At 72.4% G+C, this 21,337-nt stretch carries 20 protein-coding genes; 13 read left to right on the top strand and 7 right to left on the bottom strand.

From position 1 onward, the window contains the following. Positions 1-106: 106 nt before the first annotated feature. Positions 107-1,468 (bottom strand): glucarate dehydratase, encoded by a 1,362-nt coding sequence (gudD, locus tag MKK64_RS27815; protein ID WP_243938986.1) that lies wholly within the window; start codon positions 1,466-1,468, stop codon positions 107-109. A gap of 122 nt (positions 1,469-1,590) precedes the next feature. Next, complete coding sequence (locus tag MKK64_RS27810) at positions 1,591-2,481, bottom strand: LysR substrate-binding domain-containing protein (protein ID WP_243938984.1); 891 nt, start codon at positions 2,479-2,481, stop codon at positions 1,591-1,593. Positions 2,482-2,778: 297 nt separating this feature from the next. Between MKK64_RS27810 and MKK64_RS27805 the strand changes: the two genes are divergently transcribed. Together MKK64_RS27805 and MKK64_RS27800 are read left to right on the top strand one after the other, a co-directional pair. Continuing rightward, positions 2,779-3,015 carry a hypothetical protein gene (locus tag MKK64_RS27805; RefSeq protein ID WP_147729292.1) on the top strand — a complete coding sequence of 79 codons (237 nt, stop codon included), beginning with the start codon at positions 2,779-2,781 and terminating at the stop codon, positions 3,013-3,015. After that, positions 3,012-3,224: a hypothetical protein gene (locus MKK64_RS27800; protein ID WP_243938982.1), complete on the top strand. Its 213-nt coding sequence runs from the start codon at positions 3,012-3,014 to the stop codon at positions 3,222-3,224. The genes MKK64_RS27805 and MKK64_RS27800 overlap by 4 nt, the downstream gene beginning before the upstream one ends. Before the next feature lie 108 nt (positions 3,225-3,332). Here MKK64_RS27800 and MKK64_RS27795 read toward each other — a convergent pair whose 3' ends face one another. Beyond that, on the bottom strand, positions 3,333-4,658 hold the full coding sequence (locus tag MKK64_RS27795) for an MFS transporter (protein WP_243938980.1): 1,326 nt from the start codon (positions 4,656-4,658) through the stop codon (positions 3,333-3,335). Between the two features lie 226 nt (positions 4,659-4,884). Between MKK64_RS27795 and MKK64_RS27790 the strand changes: the two genes are divergently transcribed. Continuing rightward, positions 4,885-5,340: a GNAT family N-acetyltransferase gene (locus tag MKK64_RS27790; protein WP_243938978.1), complete on the top strand. Its 456-nt coding sequence runs from the start codon at positions 4,885-4,887 to the stop codon at positions 5,338-5,340. A gap of 21 nt (positions 5,341-5,361) precedes the next feature. Here MKK64_RS27790 and MKK64_RS27785 read toward each other — a convergent pair whose 3' ends face one another. Beyond that, a complete protein-coding gene (locus tag MKK64_RS27785; protein WP_147843465.1) occupies positions 5,362-5,634 on the bottom strand; it encodes a DUF6894 family protein in 273 nt (90 codons plus the stop codon). A gap of 57 nt (positions 5,635-5,691) precedes the next feature. On the opposite strand from MKK64_RS27785, the gene MKK64_RS27780 reads away from it, so the two are divergent. From MKK64_RS27780 to MKK64_RS27770, 3 genes are all read left to right on the top strand, one after another. Continuing rightward, positions 5,692-6,243: a hypothetical protein gene (locus tag MKK64_RS27780; RefSeq protein ID WP_243938976.1), complete on the top strand. Its 552-nt coding sequence runs from the start codon at positions 5,692-5,694 to the stop codon at positions 6,241-6,243. A gap of 271 nt (positions 6,244-6,514) precedes the next feature. Next, complete coding sequence (locus tag MKK64_RS27775; RefSeq protein WP_243938975.1) at positions 6,515-6,883, top strand: thiol-disulfide oxidoreductase DCC family protein; 369 nt, start codon at positions 6,515-6,517, stop codon at positions 6,881-6,883. A 50-nt stretch (positions 6,884-6,933) separates the two neighbouring features. Continuing rightward, positions 6,934-9,075, top strand: a complete 2,142-nt coding sequence (locus MKK64_RS27770) for a helicase-related protein (RefSeq protein ID WP_243938973.1) — start codon at positions 6,934-6,936, stop codon at positions 9,073-9,075. A 79-nt stretch (positions 9,076-9,154) separates the two neighbouring features. Here the strand turns inward: MKK64_RS27770 and MKK64_RS27765 are convergent, their stop codons facing one another. The 3 genes from MKK64_RS27765 to rsgA form a co-directional block, all read right to left on the bottom strand. Next, positions 9,155-10,342, bottom strand: coding sequence for an MFS transporter (locus MKK64_RS27765; RefSeq protein WP_243938972.1), 1,188 nt, complete (start codon positions 10,340-10,342; stop codon positions 9,155-9,157). Positions 10,343-10,594: 252 nt separating this feature from the next. Beyond that, complete coding sequence (locus MKK64_RS27760; RefSeq protein ID WP_147842247.1) at positions 10,595-12,232, bottom strand: inorganic phosphate transporter; 1,638 nt, start codon at positions 12,230-12,232, stop codon at positions 10,595-10,597. A 137-nt stretch (positions 12,233-12,369) separates the two neighbouring features. Next, the gene (rsgA, locus tag MKK64_RS27755; RefSeq protein WP_405042872.1) at positions 12,370-13,401 is read right to left on the bottom strand and encodes a ribosome small subunit-dependent GTPase A; all 1,032 of its coding nucleotides are present in this window, start codon (positions 13,399-13,401) and stop codon (positions 12,370-12,372) included. A 282-nt stretch (positions 13,402-13,683) separates the two neighbouring features. Here rsgA and MKK64_RS27750 point away from each other — a divergent pair, with 282 nt between their 5' ends. From MKK64_RS27750 to MKK64_RS27720, 7 genes are all read left to right on the top strand, one after another. After that, positions 13,684-15,669, top strand: a complete 1,986-nt coding sequence (locus tag MKK64_RS27750; protein ID WP_243938968.1) for an acyl CoA:acetate/3-ketoacid CoA transferase — start codon at positions 13,684-13,686, stop codon at positions 15,667-15,669. 168 nt (positions 15,670-15,837) lie between these two features. Continuing rightward, on the top strand, positions 15,838-16,122 hold the full coding sequence (locus MKK64_RS27745) for a hypothetical protein (RefSeq protein WP_147858714.1): 285 nt from the start codon (positions 15,838-15,840) through the stop codon (positions 16,120-16,122). A 435-nt stretch (positions 16,123-16,557) separates the two neighbouring features. Beyond that, a complete protein-coding gene (locus MKK64_RS27740; protein WP_243938966.1) occupies positions 16,558-17,436 on the top strand; it encodes an STAS domain-containing protein in 879 nt (292 codons plus the stop codon). Between the two features lie 4 nt (positions 17,437-17,440). Then, positions 17,441-17,842, top strand: a complete 402-nt coding sequence (locus tag MKK64_RS27735; protein ID WP_147725694.1) for an STAS domain-containing protein — start codon at positions 17,441-17,443, stop codon at positions 17,840-17,842. Beyond that, positions 17,823-18,242: an anti-sigma regulatory factor gene (locus MKK64_RS27730; protein ID WP_147725693.1), complete on the top strand. Its 420-nt coding sequence runs from the start codon at positions 17,823-17,825 to the stop codon at positions 18,240-18,242. Before MKK64_RS27735 ends, MKK64_RS27730 begins: the two co-directional genes overlap by 20 nt. 2 nt (positions 18,243-18,244) lie before the next feature. Continuing rightward, entirely contained in the window at positions 18,245-19,240 is a 996-nt protein-coding gene (locus MKK64_RS27725) for an ATP-binding protein (RefSeq protein ID WP_147842252.1), read from the top strand. Then, complete coding sequence (locus MKK64_RS27720) at positions 19,237-21,153, top strand: ATP-binding protein (RefSeq protein ID WP_243938964.1); 1,917 nt, start codon at positions 19,237-19,239, stop codon at positions 21,151-21,153. The genes MKK64_RS27725 and MKK64_RS27720 overlap by 4 nt, the downstream gene beginning before the upstream one ends. The last annotated feature ends 184 nt before the right edge of the window (positions 21,154-21,337 follow it).

Genomic DNA, 21,337 nt, shown 5'->3' with positions numbered 1-21,337 from the left:
GAGGGGAGCGCCGGTGCCGGATACGGCGCTCCCCTCTCCCGACCCCTGCCGACGCAGGGGCCACCCTTCCCCGCAGAGGGGGAGGGATCTGAAGCGTCCGTCGCCCTCAGCGCACGAGGCACGGGCGCTTGTTGTCGAAGGTCCAGTTCGGGACGAGGAACTGCATCGCCGCCGCGTCGTCGCGGGCGCCGAGGCCGTGGTCCAGATAGAGCGCGTGCGCCGCCTCGACCTCGGCCATGTCGATCTCGATGCCCAGCCCCGGACGATCCGGCACCCGCACGAGCCCGCCGCGGATCGCCAGCGGCTCCTTGGTCAGGCGCTGGCCGTCCTGCCAGATCCAGTGCGTGTCGATCGCCGTCACCTTGCCCGGGGCGGCGGCCGCGACGTGGGTGAACATCGCCAGCGACACGTCGAAGTGGTTGTTCGAGTGCGAGCCCCAGGTCAGCCCGTGGTCGCGGCAGAGCTGCGCCACCCGCACCGAGCCGGCCAGCGTCCAGAAATGCGGGTCGGCCAGCGGGATGTCGACGGCGCCCAGCTGGATCGCGTGGTTCATCTGGCGCCAGTCGGTGGCGATCATGTTGGTGGCGGTGGGCAGGCCCGTGGCGCGGCGGAACTCGGCCATGATCTCGCGGCCCGAGAACCCGTCCTCGGCCCCGCACGGATCCTCGGCGTAGGCGAGCACGTCGCCCCGCCCCTTGCACAGGCGGATCGCCTCGGCGAGCGACCACGCGCCGTTCGGGTCGAGGGTGACGCGGGCTTCCGGGAAGCGCTCGTGGATCGCGGTGACGGCGGCGATCTCGTCCTCGCCGGCGAGCACGCCGCCCTTCAGCTTGAAGTCGTTGAAGCCGTAGGCCGCATGCGCGGCCTCGGCCAGGCGTGCGACGGCGTCGGGCGTCAGGGCCTCCTCGTCGCGCAGCCGCATCCAGCCGTCGCGGGCGGTCGGCTCGCGATAGGGCAGATCGGTGCGGCGGCGGTCGCCGACGTAGAACAGGTAGCCCAGCATCTCGACGGCGTCGCGCTGCTGGCCCTCGCCCAGCAGGGCCGCCACCGGCACGTCGAGGAACTGGCCGAGCAGGTCGAGGAAGGCGGATTCCACCGCCGTCACCGCGTGGATGGTGACGCGCAGGTCGAAGGTCTGGAGGCCGCGCCCGCCGGAATCGCGGTCGGCGAAGCGCGCGCGCATCGCGTTGAGCACCGCCTGCCAGGCGCCGAGCGGGCGCCCGACGATCAGGTCGCGGGCCTCCTCCAGCACGCCGCGGATGCGCTCGCCGCCGGGCACCTCGCCGAGGCCCGTCGCGCCGGTGGAATCCTCGAGGATCACCAGGTTGCGGGTGAAGAACGGGCCGTGCGCGCCGCTGAGGTTGAGCAGCATGCTGTCGCGGCCGGCGACCGGCACGACCCGCATTGCGGTGACGGTGGGGGAGCGCGAAAATCCGCGCGACGGGGCATCGACGGCGTCGGCCTGCATGCGTGCCTCCCGGGGCGTTGACGGGACCGGCGTCTGGCGCGCCGTCTGCCGCACGTTCTCGCAAGGATGCCGATGCGGGTCCAAGCCAAAGGCTGGATCGATCGATGCGCGGCAGGCATCGATCATCCCGGCGGCAGCGCTGCCAGGATCGCGATCAGGCGCGCGATCAGCGGGTCGTCGCCGTCGCGGCGCCAGGCGAGGTGCAGCTCGGCCGGGCGCGGCGCGGGCAGGTCGAGGGGGCGGAACGCGACGCCCTCGAAGCGCAGGCGCTCGGCCGCCGCCGGCACCAGGGCGACCCCGAGGCCGGCACGCACCAGTGCCAGGATCGAGTGGATCTGCGTCAGCTGCTGCAGGATGCGCGGCTGGATGCCGGCCTCGGCGAACAGGCCGCGGACGAGGTCGTGGAAGTAGTGCGCCTCGTTCGGCGCGTAGGCGATGAACGGTTCGCCGTCGAGGTCCGCCAGCGTCAGGCCCGCGTGCGCCGCCAGGCGATTGCCGGCGGGCACGGCGACCACCATCGGCTCGGCCAGCGCCCGCACGGAGGCGAGGTCGGGATGGCTGACCGGCGGGCGCACCAGCGCCGCGTCGATGCGCCCGGCCAGCAGTTCCTCGACCTGATCCTTGGTCACCATCTCGCGCAGCGCGAGCGTCACGTCCGGCAGCGCGGCCCGGGCGGCGATGACGAGGCGGGGCAGGAAGTCGTAGGCCGAAGCCGCCGTGAACCCGAGCTTGAGCACCCCGGCCCTTCCGGCCGCGACCTGGCGGGTGACGTGGGTCGCGGTCTCGGCGAGCCGCAGGATGCGCTGCGCCTCGGGCAGGAAGCTGCGCCCGGCCGCGGTCAGGCGCACCGAGCGGCTGGTGCGGTCGAGGAGCTGCACGTCGAGGATGCGCTCCAGGACCTGGATCTGCCGCGAGAGCGGCGGCTGGGTCATGTTCAGCCGGGCGGCGGCCCGGCCGAAATGCAGCTCCTCGGCGACGGCCGCGAAGCACCGGAGCTGGCTGAAGTCGAACATGCGCGATCCTGGAAAGGCGACCCGGGTTGCGACGTGCCTGGATTGATCGCATCCCGATGCCGGTCGCGGCGAGACGGATGATGGCAGCAAAGCTTCGATTGGTCTCGTCGGCCTGCCTCGCGATGCGCTTGAACGCCTTCGGCTTGCGGAAGACGGTCTCGATCGGGTGGCGTCGCTTCGGCGAGGTGGGTCGTCACGGGCACGTTCGACTTCGCCGTCGTTGACGTTCGTCCGATCGTCCCTCATATTGCGGACATGTTCGCGGGAGTTCCCCGGCTAAATTGCAGGACGCCCCCGATGGCCGGCACATCCGCTCCGAACAGCCTCGACATCGCCGAGCAGGTCGCTCGCGTCCTCCGGTCGAACGCCGAGACCCAGAAATTCATTGAGGAACAGGCTAAGCTGCGCGCCGAGGCCGACAAGCTGACGCGCGAGCGAGCCTTGGCACCCTGGCAGATCGCCCTGTCCGGCATGGCCGCGGGTGCTGCGCTGTTCGGCGCGGGCGCCGCCTTCATCAAGGTGTTGGGCGGGTGACCGCCGGCCGCCTCCGCGACGTGCTCGCCCGGCTGCGCTGGTCGCAACGGGGCTTCGCTCAGGCCCTGGCCTGCGATGACCGCCTGGTGCGCCGTTGGGCCTCCGGCGACGCCGCGATCCCACCCGACGTCGCAGGCTGGCTCGAAGCGCTGGCCGAGGCGCATGCCCGCCATCCCGTGCCCGAGGGGTGGCGGCGGCGGTCCGCTTGAGCCGGTTGCGCGGACGTGTTCTGCGGGTCCGCGCAACCTGCGACCGGTCTGGAAGCCGGGCCGGAGACGTGTCGCCTTTGAAGCGTCGCCTTGCCGGCGCGAGCCCGCTCAGCGCAGCTCCACCCGCCGGATCTCGCCGACGACGACGAGGTAGCAGAACACGGCGACGAGCGCGTTCAGCCCGACGAACATCAGCGCGCCGTTGAACGACCCCGTCTGCTGCACGATGTAGCCGATCGCGATCGGCGTGGTGATGCCGGCGGTGTTGCCGAAGGTGTTGAACAGGCCGCCCGAGAGGCCGCCGCCCTGGCGCGGCGAGGTGTCGGAGACGACCGCCCAGCCGAGCGCCCCGACGCCCTTGCCGAAGAAGGCGAGCGCCATCAGCCCGACCACGAGCGCGTCGGTCTGGACGTAGTTGCAGCCGACGATGACCATCGACAGCAGCATCCCGCCGACGATCGGGATCTTCCGCGATGCGGTCAGCGACCATCCGCGCTTGAGCAGGCGATCCGAGATCCAGCCGCCCAGGATGCCGCCGACGAAGCCGCAGAGCGCCGGCAGCACCGCGGCGAAGCCCGCCTGCAGGATCGACAGCCCGCGCTCCTTCACGAGGTAGACCGGGAACCAGGTCAGGAAGAAGTACGTCAGCGTGGTGATGCAGTACTGGCCGACGTAGATCCCGAGCAGCATGCGGTTGGCGAGCAGCTGCCGGATCGTGCGGCCGGCGTCGACCTGGGCCACGCCCGCGTCGCGGCCGTCCATGTCGAGGAGGGCGCCGCCCGCCTCGATGTAGTCGCGCTCCCCCTGGTTGATCGCGGGGTGCTCCTTCGGCCCGTAGATCACCTGGGTCCACAGCAGCGCGAAGGCGATGCCGAGCGCGCCCATCAGGGTGAAGACGTGGTGCCAGCCGTAATGGTGGACGACGAAGCCCATCAGCGGCGTGAACAGAACGGTGGCGAAGTACTGCGAGGCATTGAAGAAGGCCGAGGCGGTGCCGCGCTCGGCGGTGGGGAACCACGCCGCGGTGATCCGGGCGTTGGCCGGAAACACCGGCGCCTCGGCGAGTCCCACCAGCAGGCGCAGGCCGAACAGCACCGCCACCGCGGTGAAGCCGGTGAAGAAGCCGACCGCCCCCTGCATCAGCGTGAAGGCCGACCACAGGAAGATCGCGCCGGCATAGACCCACTTCGCGCCGTAGCGGTCGAGCAGCCAGCCGCCGGGCAGCTGCGCCAGGACGTAGGACCAGGCGAAGGCGGAGAAGACGTAGCCCATCGCCACCGCATCGAGGCCGAGGTCCTTGGCCAGCGACGGGCCGGCGATGGAGAGCGTCGCGCGGTCGGCGTAGTTGATGGTGGTGGCGATGAAGAGCATCGTCACGATGAGGAGCCGCACGCGGCTGCGCTTCACCGCGGTCATGGCGAGACCCGCGCTCATACGACCTTCTCCCTGAAGGCGGACCGCCCGGCCGGTGCCGCGGCGGACAGCGGCCGTTCTCTGAAGGCCCCTCGACGGGGCCCCGGCGGCCGCTTGCGATCTCAGGTTAGGAGCGTCCCCGGCGCGGCGTCCAACTCAAAGGCTGGATGGATCGATGCGGCGCGCGCATCGATCGGCGGCGGGAAAGCGACGGGATGACGATGGTCGGGATGAGCGGGGGTGGGGCTTGAGCGGTCGGTACGGGCTGGAGATCCGGGCGGCCAGCGCCGCCGACGCGCCGGGGCTCGCCGCGCTGATCGGCTCGGGCGGCCCGGCGATCGCGGTCCGCGACCTCGCCGAGCGGATCGAGGCCCTGCGCGGCCGCGACGGTGCGGCCCTCGTCGCGGTCGAGTGGGGGCCGCCGGGCGGCCTCGTCGTGCTGCACTGGTACCGCACCCTCGTCGCCGAGCCGACCGCGCAGATCACGACGCTCCTCGTCGCGCCCGACGACCGCCGGCGCGGGCTCGGGCGCCTGCTGCTCAAGGCGGCGGCGCAGGCCGCGCGCACCGCCGGATGCGACGGGCTGGAGATGGTGCTGCCGCCGGACCGGCCGGACCTCGAAGCCTTCTGCGCCGCCACCGGCTTCGTCGCGGCCGGCACCCGCCTGACGCGGCCCCTGCGCAAGCGAAGCGCCGAGCGCTGAGATCGATGCCGCGTGTCGCGGTTAGTGCAACGTCGCGCCGGGGTCCGGGTCGATCTCGACCGCCTCGGCGAAGGGGAATTCCAGCACGATCTCGCCCGCGGCATCGGTGACGACGAGGTCGGCCGTCATCAGCCGGGCCTGGTCCCGCGCCTCACGCGCTTGGCCGGCGCGCAGCGCCGCCAGGATGGTGTCGCGGGCGGCCTCCCAGGCGGCGTCGGCATCGGGCAGGTCGGCGCCGTCCGGGTCCGTCACCCAGTCGTCGCCGATCCGTGTGTTGAAGAAGTAGCGCGGCACGGTACAGGCTCCTGCAGCATCGGGCTTCACGCACGCGAAGCGGGATCGGAGCAAGACATGGTGAAGCCCAGCCGCGCTGCAACGCCGGACGAGGCCGGCCGGCCCGCGAGGCCGTCGCTGCGGGCGGCGCGGCGGGCTTTTCTGACAGCGGCCCTCGGCCTCGCCTCGCTCGCGGGCGCCCAGGCGCAGCCGGCGGACCTCTCCGACGCGCGGGCGATGGCGCTGGTGCGCGGGCACCGCACGCAGGGCTTCGTCACCGTCGGCCAGAGCCTCGCCTATGCCGAGCGAGCCCGGCCAGACAGCTTTCGACTGGCGCCTGCCCGGGTCGAGCGGCGCGCGGGCGAGCCGTTCACCCGCGTCCGCATCTGCTACTGGCTCCGCCCTGCCGAGCGCCCGGCCGAGCCGGATTGCGGGATCGACTACCTCGTCACCGACGGGCCGCCCCATGTCGAGGTCGCCGAGGCCTTCGGCGGCCTCGGCCGCGAGCTGGAAGCCGGCCGCGAGCGCTTCGTGCGCGCCCTCGACCGGGAGCTCGATCTCCGGCGCGATCCGGCCGCCAAGGCGCTCGGGGATGCGCTCGCGCCCTACGATCCCTACGACCGCCGATAGGGCGGAGGCTGCGGCTGAGCTTGCCGATGGGGGTTCGGATCGCACGGCGTCGAACGTCTTCGAATGGGTCGTGGCCAGCGCCGCGCGGCTCCCTCTGGGGGAAGGGACCCCCGCTTCGACCCGGCCCCTTGGAGGGATCTGCGACGCCGGTCGCTAATGAGGCGCGAGGGCTTTGCGGCCCGGGCGTGCGACCGGCCCAGCGGCGTCCGGCCGCGCTGCCGCGTGGGCCCTGCCCCCCTATCTCCCGGGGGGTCGCGAAGAGGACCATTCCGTGCCCGACGAGACGCTGACCGTCTACTACGACGGAGCCTGCCCGCTCTGCCGGGCGGAGATCGGGCATTATCGCCGCTGCCGCGGGGCCGAGCGCATCGCCTTCGTCGACGTGGCGCCGGACGGCGCCCCCCTCGGGCCGGACCTGGACCGTGCGGCGGCCCGCGCCCGCTTCCATGTCCGCGACGCCGACGGCCGGCTCCGGTCGGGGGCGGCGGGCTTCGCCCGGCTGTGGAGCGCGCTGCCGCGCTGGCGCTGGCTCGCGCGGCTCGCGCGGCTCCCGGTCGTGCTGCCGCTCGCCGAGATCGCCTATCGCGCGTTCCTGCCGCTCCGCCCCCGCATCGCCCGCTGGCTCGTCCGCAACCGTTGAGAACCTGCCGGCGTGCTTGATCCGGCGCGTCGCGGCCGAGAAGGTAGGGCATGGCTCGCAAGCGCATCCACCTGACGACCGACATCCTGGCCGACGCCCTGCACCGGCTCGGGATCGCGGCGGCCGCGATCGACCGCGAGGCCCTGCGCGTCCGGATGGGCCTGCCCGAGCAGGACGGCTTCGTCGAGGATTCCGCCGTCGCCGCGGCGCTCCGCGACGGGACGGCGCGCCAGGCCTTCTCGCAGACCGGCGTCGCGGCGCTGAAGCTCGCCCTGCCGGCGCTCCGGGCCGAGCCGGGGCGGGACGGCACCCTCGCCTGGCGGCTCCGGGTCCACCTGCCGCTCCTCGACGACGGCCGCCTCGACCTGCGCCTCGACGGGCCGCCGGGCGAGGCGGCAGCCGAGATCCTGGAGGAGATGGCGCTCGGCAACGATCCGGCCTGGCGCCTCGACGACCTGCGCCGGGCGCTGGCCGAGACGTCGGCGGCCTCGGCGCGCACGCTCCACCGCACGGTCGCGCGCCTGCGCGACCAGATCCGGGACGACCTCCACGAGATCGGGGCGGACGCGCCGACCTACATCGCCCATCTCGACCGGTCGCTGCGCGCCCGCGTCTTCACGCCCGCGCCGAACCTCGCCCACGCGATCCTCGACACCCTGAAGACGGTGCGGACGCGGGCGAAGGCGGTGGCGCGCGAGGAATCCGGCCGTCGCCGCCTGCGCGACCGGGTCGGGTTCGGCTCCTACATCGACAAGTTCGTGCCCGCCCGCCGGCTGAACCGGCGCATCGTCTTCCACATGGGCCCGACCAATTCCGGCAAGACCTACGCGGCGCTGGAGGTGCTGGCGAAGGCGCCGACCGGGACCTACCTCGCGCCCTTGCGCCTGCTCGCGCTGGAGAACTACGAGGCCCTGCTCGAGCGGGGCCTGCGCGCCGGCATGGTCACCGGCGAGGAGATTCTGGGGGAGCCGGACCCGAGCCACACCGCGCGCACCATCGAGACCGCGGACCTGCGCCGCCCGGTCGAGGTCGCGGTGATCGACGAGATCCAGATGCTGTCCGACCCCGATCGCGGCTGGGCCTGGACCAACGCGCTGTTCGGGATCCCGGCGAAGACCGTGATCGTCTGCGGCTCGGACGACGCGCTCTCGCATGTCCGCCGCGCGGCGGAGGCCGCGGGCGAATCGCTCGACGTCGTGACCTTCGTGCGCAAGACCCCGCTGGTGGCGCTCGACGAGCCCGTGCCCCTCGAATCCGTGCAGCCGGGGGATGCCGTCGTCGCCTTCTCGCGGCGGGCCGTGCACGATAACCGCGAGGCGCTGGTGGCGGCCGGGCGCAGCGTCGCCACCATCTACGGCGCGCTCTCGCCGGAGGTGCGCCGGGCGGAAGCGGCACGGTTCCGCAACGCCGAGGCCGAGGTGCTGGTCACCACCGACGCGATCGGCATGGGCCTGAACCTCGGACCGCTCAAGCGGGTGATCTTCTCGGCGGTCACCAAGTGGGACGGCACGGCGACCCGCCCGCTCACCAATCCCGAGATCCGCCAGATCGCCGGCCGGGCCGGGCGCTTCGGCCATCAGGACGAGGGCCACGTCTCGGCCACCGACGACGTGAGCCTCGGCCCGATCCGCGATGCGCTGGCCGGCGCGCCGACGGCGCCCGCCGCCGACACCCGGTTCTACGTCCGGCCGGACCTGATCGCGATCGAGGCGGCGGCGGCCGAACTCGGCACCGACTCGCTCGCCGAGGTGCTGACGCATTTTTCCCGCGCGACGTTCTACGAGGGGTCCCCGTTCCAGCCCTCCGCGATGGAGGAGGCGCTGGAGGCGGCGCGCGCGGTCGACACGGCGCACCTGCCGATCCGCGAGGCCTTCGCCTTCGCGGTCTGCCCGATCGACCGGCGCGACCCGGCCTCGACCGCGGTGCTCGACCGCTGGGTCCAGGCCCGCGCGGCCGGCGCCGCCGTCCCGGCTCTGCGGGCCAACGTCGGCGGCGAGCTCGAGTACCTCGAACGCACGGTCAAGCTCGCCGCCGCCTACCTCTGGCTGGCCCGGCGCTTCCCCGACACGTTCGACGAGGCGGAGGCGACCAGGCTGCTGCGCGGCCGAGCCAACGCCGCCATCGAGCAGGCCCTGCGCGAGACGGCCTCGCGCACCGTGGCGGCACGGGCGCGGCCGCGCGTGCCGGCGTGACGTGGCGCCTTCCCTCCCCCGCAGAGGGGGAAGGGAAGGCGCGCGTGGGCGTCGAAACCGAGCGGATTCGCGAAGAGACCTACTCTGCGCCCTGCCCCGCCGGCCTTGCCAGCAGCACGGCGGTCGCGATCCCGACGGCGAGGATCGTGACGGCGCAGGCGGCGAGCGCCGCGAGCTGGCCGATGCCCTGGAGCGCGACGCCGAGCACGGCGACGCCGAGCGCTTGCCCGCAGAAGAACGAGAAGGCGTGGAGCGCCACCGCCGAGGCGCGGGCGGTCGGGGCGACCTCGGTCACCTGCACCTGAAACGTGTTGTGCAGCATGTAGAAGCCGAGCCCCATCGCGACGAGGGCGGCCGCGTCGAGCTGCCAGCGCCCCGCGAGGCCGATCATGGTCAGGGCACCGGCGCAGACGAGGCCGCCGCCGACCAGCATCCGCTGCATCCCGAGGAACCGGACCAGCAGGCCGACGAGGGCGGAGTAGATCAGCCCGCCGACGGCGAAGCCGGCGAGCGCCAGCCCGGCCTCGCGCGGGCCGCCCTCGCCGCGCGCCTCGATCAGCGGCGCGAGGTGCGGGAAGATGCCGAACACCGCGATCGCCTCGACGAACACCGCCGCGAACAGCACCCGCGCGCGCGGGTTGGCCACGATCGCGCGATAGCGCGTCAGCGCCAGCCCGAATTCCGGCCGTCGCGCCGGAAGGCGGCCGCTCCGGTCGAACCCGAGCAGGGTCGCGGCGCAGCCGAGCACGGCGACCGCGGCGTTGATCGCGAACACGCCGTGCCAGCCGACCTGCCCCTCGATCAGCCCGGCGAAGGTCGAGCCCGAGAGCTGCCCGAGGATCACCGCGACGAGGAAGCGGCCGATCGCCACCTGGCGGCGCTCCATCGGCACCCGGTCGCCCATCAGGGCGAGCGCCAGCGGGATCACCCCGCCGGCCGCGGCGCCCGCCACCATCCGCAGGCCGAAGAGCAGGCGCAGGTCTTCGGCGAAGGCGCAGCCGACCAGCGCCGCCACGAGCACCGCGAGGCACGCGGTGATGACCCGCTCCTTGCCGACCGCGTCGCCCACCGGCCCGAGGATCGGCTGGATCAGCGCGTAGGGCAGCGCGAAGGCGGTCGAGAGCAGCGCCACGGTGTGGGCGTCGCTGCGCAGGTCGCGCGCCAGCACGCCGACCAGCGGCTCGACCGAGCGCCACGCGAAGGTGCTGGAGAAGCCCGCGGCCGCGAGCACCAGGATCAGGCGAGCGATCGAGGAGGTGGAAGGCATGCTGGGCCGCGGCTCGCGAACGCCCGGCCGAGGAGGCCGGATCGGTCCCGGCCTAGCCGACATCGACCGGGTTTGCAGCCCCGCCGAGGCCGTGGAGCCGGCCGTCGGCATGCAAGGCGCCGCCCCTGAAACCCGACCGCGCGCGCCCTCGCCCGGCCGGGCGCACGATCCGGTCGGACGCGTCCGGGTGATCGCTGCGGGCGATCCCGGGGCGACGAGCGGGACATGCGCAGGCCTCGAAAGGCGTTGGCTTCAGAAGACGTGGCGGAGGATGAAGAACAGGATGCCCGCCAGGGTGATCGCCGCCGGCAGGGTCAGCACCCAGGCCAGCGCCATGTTGCGCACCGTCGACATCTGCAGCCCGGAGCCGTTGGCCGCCATGGTGCCGGCGACGCCCGAGGACAGGATGTGGGTGGTCGAGACGGGCAGGCCGTAGACCTCGGCCAGCCCGATCGTGCCGGCGGCGACGAGCTCGGCCGAGGCGCCCTGCGCGTAGGTCAGGTGGGTCTTGCCGATCCTCTCGCCGACCGTGACCACGATCCGCTTCCAGCCGACCATGGTGCCCAGGCCCAGCGCCAGCGCGACGCAGACCTTCACCCAGGTCGGGATGTAGCGCGTGCCGTCGTTGAGCAGGCCGGTATAGGCCTTCAGCGTGCCGGCCTCGGCCTCCGAGAAGCTGGCGCCGTTCTTCGGCAGCAGCCGGATCGCGTCGGCGGCGAGGTACATGTCGTTGCGCAGGTTCGAGGTCTGCGCCGCCGGCACCTGCTTGATCGCACCGTAGTTCCGCACGTTGGCGGCGATGTCGGTGGAGAGGGCCGCGAGCGCGCCGTAGACCGCCGGCTGGTTCAGGTCCTTGGTCTTGAGCGCGTCCGAGACCTGCTTGCGGGCGGCCGCCGCGTCGGGCTGGGCCGTCGTCCCGGCGTGGCTCGCGAACACCGCGCTGGCGCTCTGCGAGGTCTGGATGAAGGCCGGCGTCGTGTCGTCGGCCATGGTGCGGTTCAGGGCGTAGGCGGTGGGCGCCGCGCCGATCAGGATCAGCATGATGAGGCCCATGCCCTTCTGGCCGTCGTTGCCGCCGTGGAAGAACGAGACCAGCGTGCAGGTCAGGATCAGCAGCGAACGGATCCAGAGCGGGGGCGGCGTGTCGCCCTCGGGCGCCTCGTAGAGGTCCTTGCGCCGCACGGTGAGCTTGAGCGCCAGCAGCAGGAGGGCCGCCGCGACGAAGCCAATGAGCGGGCTGAACAGCAGCGCCTTGAACACGCCGAGCGCCTGGGCCCAGTCGACGCCCGAGGTCGCGGAGCCTTCCGGCGCCATCAGCTGGTTGGCCAGCCCGACGCCGATCACCGAGCCGATCAGCGCGTGCGACGAGGAGTTCGGCAGGCCGAAGGCCCAGGTGCCGAGGTTCCAGACGATTGCGGCGATGAGCAGCGCGAAGATCATTGCGTAGCCGGCGCCCGACCCGACCTGCAGGATCAGCTCCACCGGCAGCAGCGTGACGATGGCGTAGGCCACCGCGCCCGAGGACAGCATCACGCCGAGGAAGTTGAAGGCGCCGGACCAGATCACCGCCACGAGCGGCGGCATCGAGTGGGTGTAGATCACGGTCGCCACCGCGTTGGCGGTGTCGTGGAAGCCGTTCACGAACTCGAAGGCCAGCGCGATCAGCAGAGCGAGGCCGAGGAGCACGAAGGCGCCGATCGCCAGCGGCGTCTGGCCGACCGCGTTCATGTCGGTGATCAGGCTGACGCCGGCGTAGACCAGGCCCGCCACCAGGATCAGCAGGAACGCGACGATCCCGCCCGGATGCAGGCCGCGATCGAGCGTCGGACCCGGGCGCCGCCTCGGTTCGGCGCCCGACAGGTGCGGTGTCAGGCGGGCAGAATCGGACATGACGGATCTCGACGGCGATCGGACTTCGAACGCCTTCGGATAGGTCGCGTGCGTGACGGTCCGGTGACGGCGCGCGAAAGGACAGACGATCCGCGCCGGACGACCCGGTCACGAGGCGGCGAATACCGGTCGAGCGCTCAGTGCCTGCGCGGGCGCCGCGGCGCCGTGGCCGGGGTCTTGTCGCGATTCTCCGCGACGAGCTTGCGCCAGCGGTCCAGGCGGTCGGGGTCGAGGGTTCCGTCGGCGATGGCGGCCTGCACCGCGCAGCCCGGCTCGTGCGCGTGGGTGCAGTCGCGGAACCGGCAGTCGGGCGCGCGCTCGGTGATCTCGGCGAACAGCGTGTCGATTCCCTCCGCGGCGTCGCTGACGTGGAGCGTGCGCATCCCCGGCGTGTCGATCACCCAGCCGCCCCCCGCCATCGCGTGCAGCGAGCGCCCCGTCGTGGTGTGGCGCCCCTTGGCGTCGTGCTCCCGGATCGCGCCGGTCTCCTGCGGCGCGTCCTGGCCGGGCCCGGCCAGGGTGTTGACGAGCGTCGACTTGCCGACGCCGGACGAGCCGACGAGCGCGACGGTCTGCCCGGGCCCGCACCAGGGCGCCAGCGCCGCCGCGGCGTCCGGGCGGCGCGGGTTGACGCCGACCACCGACAGCCCGCGCTGGAGGGCGGCGGCCTGCCGGCGGTAGGCCTCGACGTCGTCGGTCAGGTCGGCCTTGGTCAGCAGGATCACCGGGTCGGTGCCGCCCTGGTTGGCCAGGGCGAGGTAGCGCTCCAGGCGGGCCGGGTTGAAGTCGGCGTTGCACGAGGTGACGACGAACAGGGTGTCGACGTTGGCGGCCGCGGCCTGCGGGACCTTGCCGCCCTCGGTGCGCCTCTGCAGCACGGTCCTCCGCGACAATCGGCGGTGCAGGGTCAGCGTCCGCGGATCGGCCAGGACCCAGTCGCCGACGGTGACGTCGCCGGTGCTGGCATGGACCGGCAGGATCAGCTCGACGGGGCCGGCCGCCGACAGCGCCGTCAGCCGGGAGCGGTGGACCAGGGCGATCCGCATCGGCGCGAAGCCGGCATCGGCGGCCTCGCACTGGTCCTCGAAGAAGCCGGACCAGCCGAGGCTGGCCGCTTCTGCGGCGCGGAGGGCGTGGGGATCATCGGTCACGGCTTCAGCCCATGACACGGCGCCGGCCGGCTGACCAGTGAGCCGCGCGCGTGCGGAAGCGCCGTGGGATGCCGAAGGCGCAGGGTTTGAATTCAATATTCTGCGCGTGGAAGAACGAGTTAATTTCAACGTCGCGACAAATAATGTTCGTTTGCAGGGCAGCCTTGGCTTGCCCTAACCTCCCCCCGAGCGGTCCCGCGCAGCCGAGCCGTCGCGGTCCGTCAAGAATAGAGCCTGAGCCAACAGGCGCCGCAAGGCAGTGGCCGCAAGACCGGAACGGTCGTCGGCAGGGAGAGTCGCGTGAAGAAGAACAAGATCGTCAGCGCCGACGAGGCGATCGCCCTCATCCGCACCGACGACGTCGTCACGACGACGGGCTTCGTGCAGAGCTGCATCCCCGAGGCGCTGCACGCGGCCCTGGAGAAGCGCTTCGTCGAGACCGGCGCGCCCGGCAACCTCACCCTGATCATGACCGCCGGCGCCGGCGACAGCAAAGGCCTCGGCACCGGGCGCCTCCACCACGAGGGCCTGCTCGGGCGGGTGATCGCGGCGAACTTCGGGCGGATGCCCAAGGTGGCGCAGGCCGCGCAGGACAACCGCATCCGCGGCTACAACCTGCCGCAAGGGGTGATCTCGCAGCTCTACCGGGCCTGCGCCGCCGGCCAGCCCGGCCTGTTCTCGAAGGTCGGGCTCCACACCTACGTCGACCCGCGCCACGGCGGCGGCCGCGTGAACACCCTGACGACCGACGAGATCGTCAAGGTCGTGGAGGTCGAGGGCGAGGAGTGGCTGTTCTACCGGGCCACCAAGATCGACGTCGCCTTCATCCGCGCCACCAGCGCCGACCCGTCGGGCAACCTCTGCGTCTCCAAGGAGGCGCTGACGCTGGACAACCTCGCCCAGGCGATGGCCGCCCGCAACAACGGCGGCATCGTCATCGCACAGGTCGAGCGCATCGTCGAGCAGGGCTCGATCAAGCCCAAGGACGTGCGCGTCCCGGGCATCCTGGTCGATTGCGTCGTGGTGGCGCCGCCCGAGCAGCACCGCATGAACTACGGCGTGCAGCACGACGCGGCGCTCGCCGGCGAGATCCGCGTGCCGGTCACCGGCCTGAAGCGGATGACGCTCGACGCGCGCAAGATCATCGCCCGCCGCGCCGCGTTCGAGCTGCCGCCGAACGGCGTGGTCAACCTCGGCGTCGGCGCGCCCGAAGGCATCTCCTCGATCGCCAACGAGGAGAAGGTCACCCCCTACATCACCCTGACGACGGAGGCCGGCGCCGTGGGCGGCGTGCTCGCCTCGGGCTCGAGCTTCGGCGCGGCCACCAACGCCGACTCGATCATCGACCAGAACCAGATGTTCGACTTCTACGACGGCGGCGGCCTCGACATGACCTGCCTCGGCATGGCCGAGTGCGACGGCGCCGGCAACGTCAACACCAGCCGCTTCGGCGGGCGGCTCAACGGCTGCGGCGGCTTCATCAACATCTCGCAGAACGCGCGCAAGGTGGTGTTCGCCGGCACCTTCACCTCCGGCGGCCTCGTCACCGAGATCGACGAGGGCCGCCTGCGGATCGTGCAGGAGGGCCGCTCGCGCAAGTTCGTCGGATCCGTCGAGCAGAACACCTTCAGCGGGCCGTTCGCGCAGGAGCGGCGGCAGCCGGTGCTCTACGTGACGGAACGCTGCGTCTTCAACCTGACCCAGGCCGGGCTGGAGCTGATCGAGGTGGCGCCGGGCATCGACATCGGCCGCGACATCCTCGCCCACATGGACTTCACGCCGGTGATCGAGAACCCGATCCCGATGGACCCGCGCATCTTCCGCGACGAGCCGATGGAGTTGCTCGCCGACCTCCTGAACCTCAACCTGCCCGACCGGGTGAGCTACGACCCGGCGCGCAACCTGCTGTTCGTCAACCTCGAAGGCTGGCAGGTCCGCTCGAAGGGCGACATCGACGCGCTGCGTCAGGTGCTCGAGACCGCCTGCCTGAAGGCCGGGCAGCGGGTGAACTCGGTGGTCAACCACGACGGGTTCCGCATCGGCGAGAACCTCTACGACGACTACGCCGAGATGATCGAGTACCTGTCGAAGTACCACTACCTCACGACGACGCGCTACGCGACGAGCGCCTTCCTGCGCCTGAAGATGCAGGAGGCCCTGAGCCGCCGCGGCCTCGCCCCGCACGTCTTCGAGCGCCGCTCGGAGGCGCACGCCTTCCTCGAAGCCGCCGAGCGCGAGGCCGCGCAGGCCGATGTCGGCGAGCGCCCGCTCCGCGCGGCCGAGTGATCGGAGGTCCGGCCGGACGCCGGGACGCGAGCGTCGGCGCCCGGATCCTGCGCGTCTCGGCCAAGTCGGGTCGAGCCTGAAGGCTCGGCTCATCAAGATGGCGGAAGCATCGATCGGACGCATGCCTGTCATCGAACCCGTGACGGGAACTCCGGGCGACGAGCACGCTTGGCTAAGTCTGATGTCGGGGGCTGCCGCGACGCCGGATCGAATCCGTCGATCGGGCAGGGTCGCCGGGACGCAGCCCTGCCCGACGCCGAAAGCGAGACGACCGTGCCCTTCTTCGAGAGTCGTTGGCTCTACGCCTCGCCCGTGAACGCGACCGAGCGGCATCTCGGCCGCACGTTGCGCGCGATGTACGAGGCCCTGCCGACGCCGCCGCCCTCCGAGCAGCTCTGCACGCTGTTGCGGAAGCTCGACGACGCCGTCGCGGCGGCCGATCCGACGCCCTGACGGGTCGGAGGCCGCCCTCGACCGGCGGGCCGCGCAGCGCGCCGTCGGTCTCCGCTTCGTCCGAGGCGTCACCGGGTTCCACGGGCAAGCCGCCGTCCGCCCGGACGCTGGCGCCCGACCATGAGCGCCGTCTCCTCCACGCCGGCCGGACGTCGTCGCCGACGCGATTTCTCCGGCTCTGCCAAGCGCTTGGCCAAGAGCTTGGCCAAGCTCTTCAAAGTCACGCAGCACCTCAAATCCAGGCGGCGCCTCGCCGCATCCGTCTCGCGGCGCGCGAGGACGGTCCGGGCCGATGATGGTTCCGGGCGTGGGAAATCTTTCTTTTCACTGATCCGAATGCAAGCATTGCCCCGAGAGAGACCGGACTTGGCGGCGATGCAGCCTATCGAAACGGTCACGACCCAGGTAGATGCTGGATCACGACAGGGGGAAGACATGACGCGTATCGATGGCGCCGAGGTCCTGAAGCGGACGCTCGCGGACGACGAGGCTGCCATCCTCGATGCCTGGACCGTGTCCCTCCGGGAGGGGACATCCCTTCAGAGCGGCCGCATCCGCGAGGCCGAGCTCCAGACCCAGGCCAGGGCGGTCTATCGCCAGCTTCGGGACGCTTTCGCCGCGGGCGGGCTCGACGCCGACGCGGAGGGCTTCGCCCAGCTCCGCGACACCCTCGCCGACATCTCGCGCTCGCGGGCGATCCAGGGCTTCACGCCGACCGACACGGCCAACTTCGTGTATTCTCTCAAGCCGCCGGTCTTCGAGGCCCTCGAGAAGGCCCACGCGACGGACGCGGCGACGCTGGCGGCGGGGACCCGGGCCGCGAGCAGGGTGCTCGATCGGCTCGGCCTGCACACCATGGAGGTGTTCCTGGCCAGCCGCGAGGAGGTGATCGGGCGCCAGGGCCAGGAGATCGCCGAGCTCTCGACCCCGGTGGTCCGGCTCTGGGACGGCATCCTCGCGCTGCCGCTCATCGGCACCCTCGACAGCGCCCGGACCGGCGTCGTGATGGAGAACCTGCTCCAGGCGATCGTCGACGAGGAGGCCGAGATCGCCATCATCGACATCACCGGCGTGCCGACCGTCGACACCCTGGTGGCGCAGCACCTGCTGAAGACCGTCGCGGCGGCGCGGCTGATGGGCGCCGACTGCATCGTCTCCGGCATCCGGCCCCAGATCGCCCAGACCATGGTCCATCTCGGCGTCGAGCTGAACGTTGTCTCGAAGGCGACCCTGGCCGACGCCTTCGCCGTCGCCCTGAGGCGGACCGGCCGCAAGGTGGTGCGCCAGCAGGCCTCCATCGAGGGACGCGGCTGACGCCATGGACCGCATCCCGATCCTCAAGCTGGGTGGCGCCCTCATCGTCACCATCCAGGTCGACATGCACGACCGCCTCGCCCTCGCGCTGGAGGAGGACCTCACCGCGATGATCGCGCGCACCGGCGCACGCGGCGTCCTGCTCGAGATCTCGGCGCTGGAAATCGTCGATTCCTTCATCGGGCGCATGCTGGTGAGCATCGCCGCCGTCTCGCGCGTCCTCGACGCGGAGACGGTCGTGGCCGGCATGCGGCCGGCGGTCGCCATCACCCTGGTCGAGCTCGGCCTGGAGCTGACCGGCATCAAGACCGCCCTCAACGTCGAGCGCGGCATGGCGCTGATCCAGGCGCGGCTCGCCGAGGAGGAGGACGGCTGCGGGGGCGACCGTGAAGGCCACGAAGGCTGAGCCCCCGAAGGCCGAGACCCTCGCGATCCGCTCGGGCGACGACGTCGTGCGGGTGCGCCAGCGGGTCCGCGCGCTCGCCGTCGAGATCGGCCTCGGGCTCGTCGACCAGACCAAGATCGTCACCGCCGCGAGCGAGCTCGCGCGCAACACCCTCGACTACGGCGGGGGCGGCCACGTCCACGCGGAGATCGTCCAGGCCGGGACGCGCAGGGGCCTGCGCCTGACCTTCGAGGATCAGGGCCCCGGCATCGCCGACATCGATCAGGCGATGACCGACCACTACACTTCCGGCGGCGGGCTCGGCCTCGGTCTGGGCGGCGCCAAGCGGCTCTCGAACGAGTTCCACATCGCGTCGACCCCCGGAGCCGGCACCCGCGTGACGATCGCGCGGTGGAAGTGAGCATGCACCGGATCACCGTAACGGAAGCGAGCCAGGTGGCCGAGGCGCGGCGGCGCGCCGTCGCCGTGGCGCAGGGCATCGGCTTCGACGAGACCGCGGCCGGACGCGTGGCCCTGGTCGTCACCGAGCTCGCCACCAACGTCGTCAAGTACGGCGTGCCGGGCGAGGTCCTGGTGGGCACCTACGAGGACGGGACCGGCTCGGGGGTCGAGATCCTCGCCCTCGACAAGGGCAACGGTTGCCAGGATCTCGGCCTCGCCCTGCGCGACGGCCATTCCACCGGCGGCAGCGCCGGCGAAGGGCTCGGCGCGGTGCGTCGCCTCTCCGACGCCTTCGACATCGTCTCCCGGCCCGGCCTCGGCACCGCGGTGCTGGCGCGCCTGTCGATCGACAGGACACGCACCCCGGACGGCGTGCCCGGCTTCGGCGCGGTGACGGTGCCGCTGAAGGGCGAGACCGCCAACGGCGACGCCTACGCCGTGCGCGAGCGCGACGACGGCTGGACCGCCATCGTGTCGGACGGCCTCGGCCACGGGCCGGAGGCCGCCAAGGCGTCCGAGGAGGCCCTCAAGCTGTTCCGGCGCCATCGCGACGAGCCGCCCGCGGCGATCCTCGCCGCCATCCACGCGGGCCTCTCCCACACCCGCGGCGGCGCGATCTCCGTCGCGCGCTACGCCCGGGATCGCGCCACCCTCGCGCTGGCCGGCATCGGCAACGTCGCCGGGGCGGTGGTCTCCGGCGCGGCGATGAAGCGGACGGTCAGCCTGGCCGGGACGGCCGGCCACGCGGCCCGGCGGATCCAGGAGTTCGAGTACCCGATGCAGGCGCGGGACCTGTTCGTGCTCTGCTCCGACGGCATCGCGACGGGCTGGTCCCTCGACGCCCATCCGGGCCTCGCCGGCGCCCACCCGACCCTCGTGGCCGGGGTCATCCTGCGCGACTTCGCCCGCGCCCGCGACGACGCCACCGTGCTCGTCGTGCGGGGGGATCCGGCATGAGGTGGCCGCTGCTCTCCAGCCTGGTCGAGCACGAGGACGACATCATCGCGGTGCGCCAGCGGGTGCGCGGGCTGGCCGAGCGCCTCGGCTTCGGCGTCCAGGACCAGACCCGGATCGCCACGGCCCTGTCCGAGATCGCCCGCAACGCCTACGGCTACGCCGGCGGCGGACGGGTCGAGTACGGCCTCGACACGGTGGAGGGCGGCCAGATCCTGCTGATCCGCGTCCGCGACGCGGGGCCCGGCATCCCGCATCTCGATGCCATCCTGGAGGGGCGCTACCGCTCGACCACCGGGCTCGGCATCGGCATCACCGGGTCGCGCCGGCTGATGAACCGCTTCGAGATCGAATCCGTCGTCGACCACGGCACGATGGTGACGTTCGGGATGCGGCTGCCGTTCGGCTCCGAGACCTTCACGGGGCGCCGGCTGACCACCCTGGCCGACGACGTCGCCCGGGCCCGGACGGACGAGCCGGCGACCGCCATGCGCGAGCAGAACCGCGAGCTCCTGCGCAGCCTCGCCGAACTCGCCGAACGCGAGGAGGAAGCCCAGCGCCTGAACCGGGAGCTGTCCGACACCAACCGGGGCGTGGTGGCGCTCCACGCGGAGCTGGAGGCGCAGGCCGCCCTCCTCCGCGAGGCGGGGGCCCTCCTCGAGAGCCAAGTGGCGGCCCGCACCGCCGAGCTCGCCGCGGCGAACGCCCGGCTCCTCGCCGAGGCGGCCGAGCGCGAGCGGATGGAGCAGGACCTCCGGCAATCGCAGAAGCTCGAGGCGGTCGGCCAGCTGACCGGCGGCGTGGCGCACGACTTCAACAACCTGCTGACCATCATCCGCTCGTCCGTCGACTTCCTGCGCCGGCCGGACCTGCCCGAGGACCGGCGCAAGCGCTACATGGACGCCGTCTCCGACACGGTCGACCGCGCCGCCAAGCTCACCGGGCAGCTCCTGGCCTTCGCCCGCCGGCAATCCCTCAAGCCGGAGGTGTTCGAGGTTGGGGCGTGCCTGAACGGCGTGGCCGAGATGCTCGACACCATCACCGGCGCGCGCATCCGCGTCCGGGTCGAGGCGTCGGACAGGCCGGCCCTGGTGCGCGCCGACCTCAACCAGTTCGAGACGGCCCTGGTGAACATCGCCGTCAACGCCCGCGACGCGATGGACGGCAGCGGGACGCTGACGATGCGGGTGGCGGCCGGGCAGGCCATGCCGACGATCCGGGGCCATGCCGGCTCGCGCGGGCCGTTCGCCGCGGTCTCGCTCGCCGACACCGGCTCGGGCATTCCCCTCGACGTGCTCGGGCGCATCTTCGAGCCGTTCTTCACCACCAAGGACATCGGGCGCGGCACGGGGCTCGGGCTCTCTCAGGTGTTCGGCTTCGCCAAGCAGTCCGGCGGCGACGTCGACGTGACGAGCGAGATCGGCCGGGGCACGACCTTCACCCTCTACCTGCCCGAGGTCTCGTCGGAGGCGGTCGAGGCCGCCGTCGCCGACCCCGACGCCGCCCTGTCGCCGGCGGGGCTGGGCCAGCGCATCCTGCTCGTGGAGGACAACCTCGAGGTCGGCGCCTTCTGCTCGCAGATCCTCGAGGACCTCGGTTACGCGCCCGAATGGGTGGTCAACGCGGAGGAGGCGCTCGCGCGCCTCGGGACGGACGGGGCCGGCTTCCGGGCCGTCTTCTCCGACGTCGTCATGCCCGGCATGGGCGGCATCGAGCTCGCCAAGGCGTTGCGCCTCCGCATCCCGGCCCTGCCGGTGGTGCTGGCCTCGGGCTACAGCCACGTGCTCGCCCGCGAGGACAGCCACGGCTTCGAGCTGCTGCACAAGCCCTACTCGGCCGCGCAGGTCGGCCGGGTCCTGCGCCGGATCATCGGCACCGCATCCCCGGCCCCCGACCCCCCGGAGCACGGCCGATGACGCAGGATCAGACGGCGCCCGCCGCGCTGTCCGAGCGCGACCGCTCGCCGCCCTCGCGAAGTACGGGATCCGCGACAAGCTCGACATGCGCCGGGCTCTCGGCGCGAACGGGCTGTCCTGACATCCGATACGGCGGACACCGAGGTCCGTGGGAGCGTCGTCCGGCCGTCGGCCGGACGCGTCT

This window comes from Methylobacterium sp. E-025, from assembly GCF_022829705.1.
Taxonomy (GTDB): domain Bacteria; phylum Pseudomonadota; class Alphaproteobacteria; order Rhizobiales; family Beijerinckiaceae; genus Methylobacterium.
This window is presented reverse-complemented; position numbering and strand designations above follow the sequence as displayed.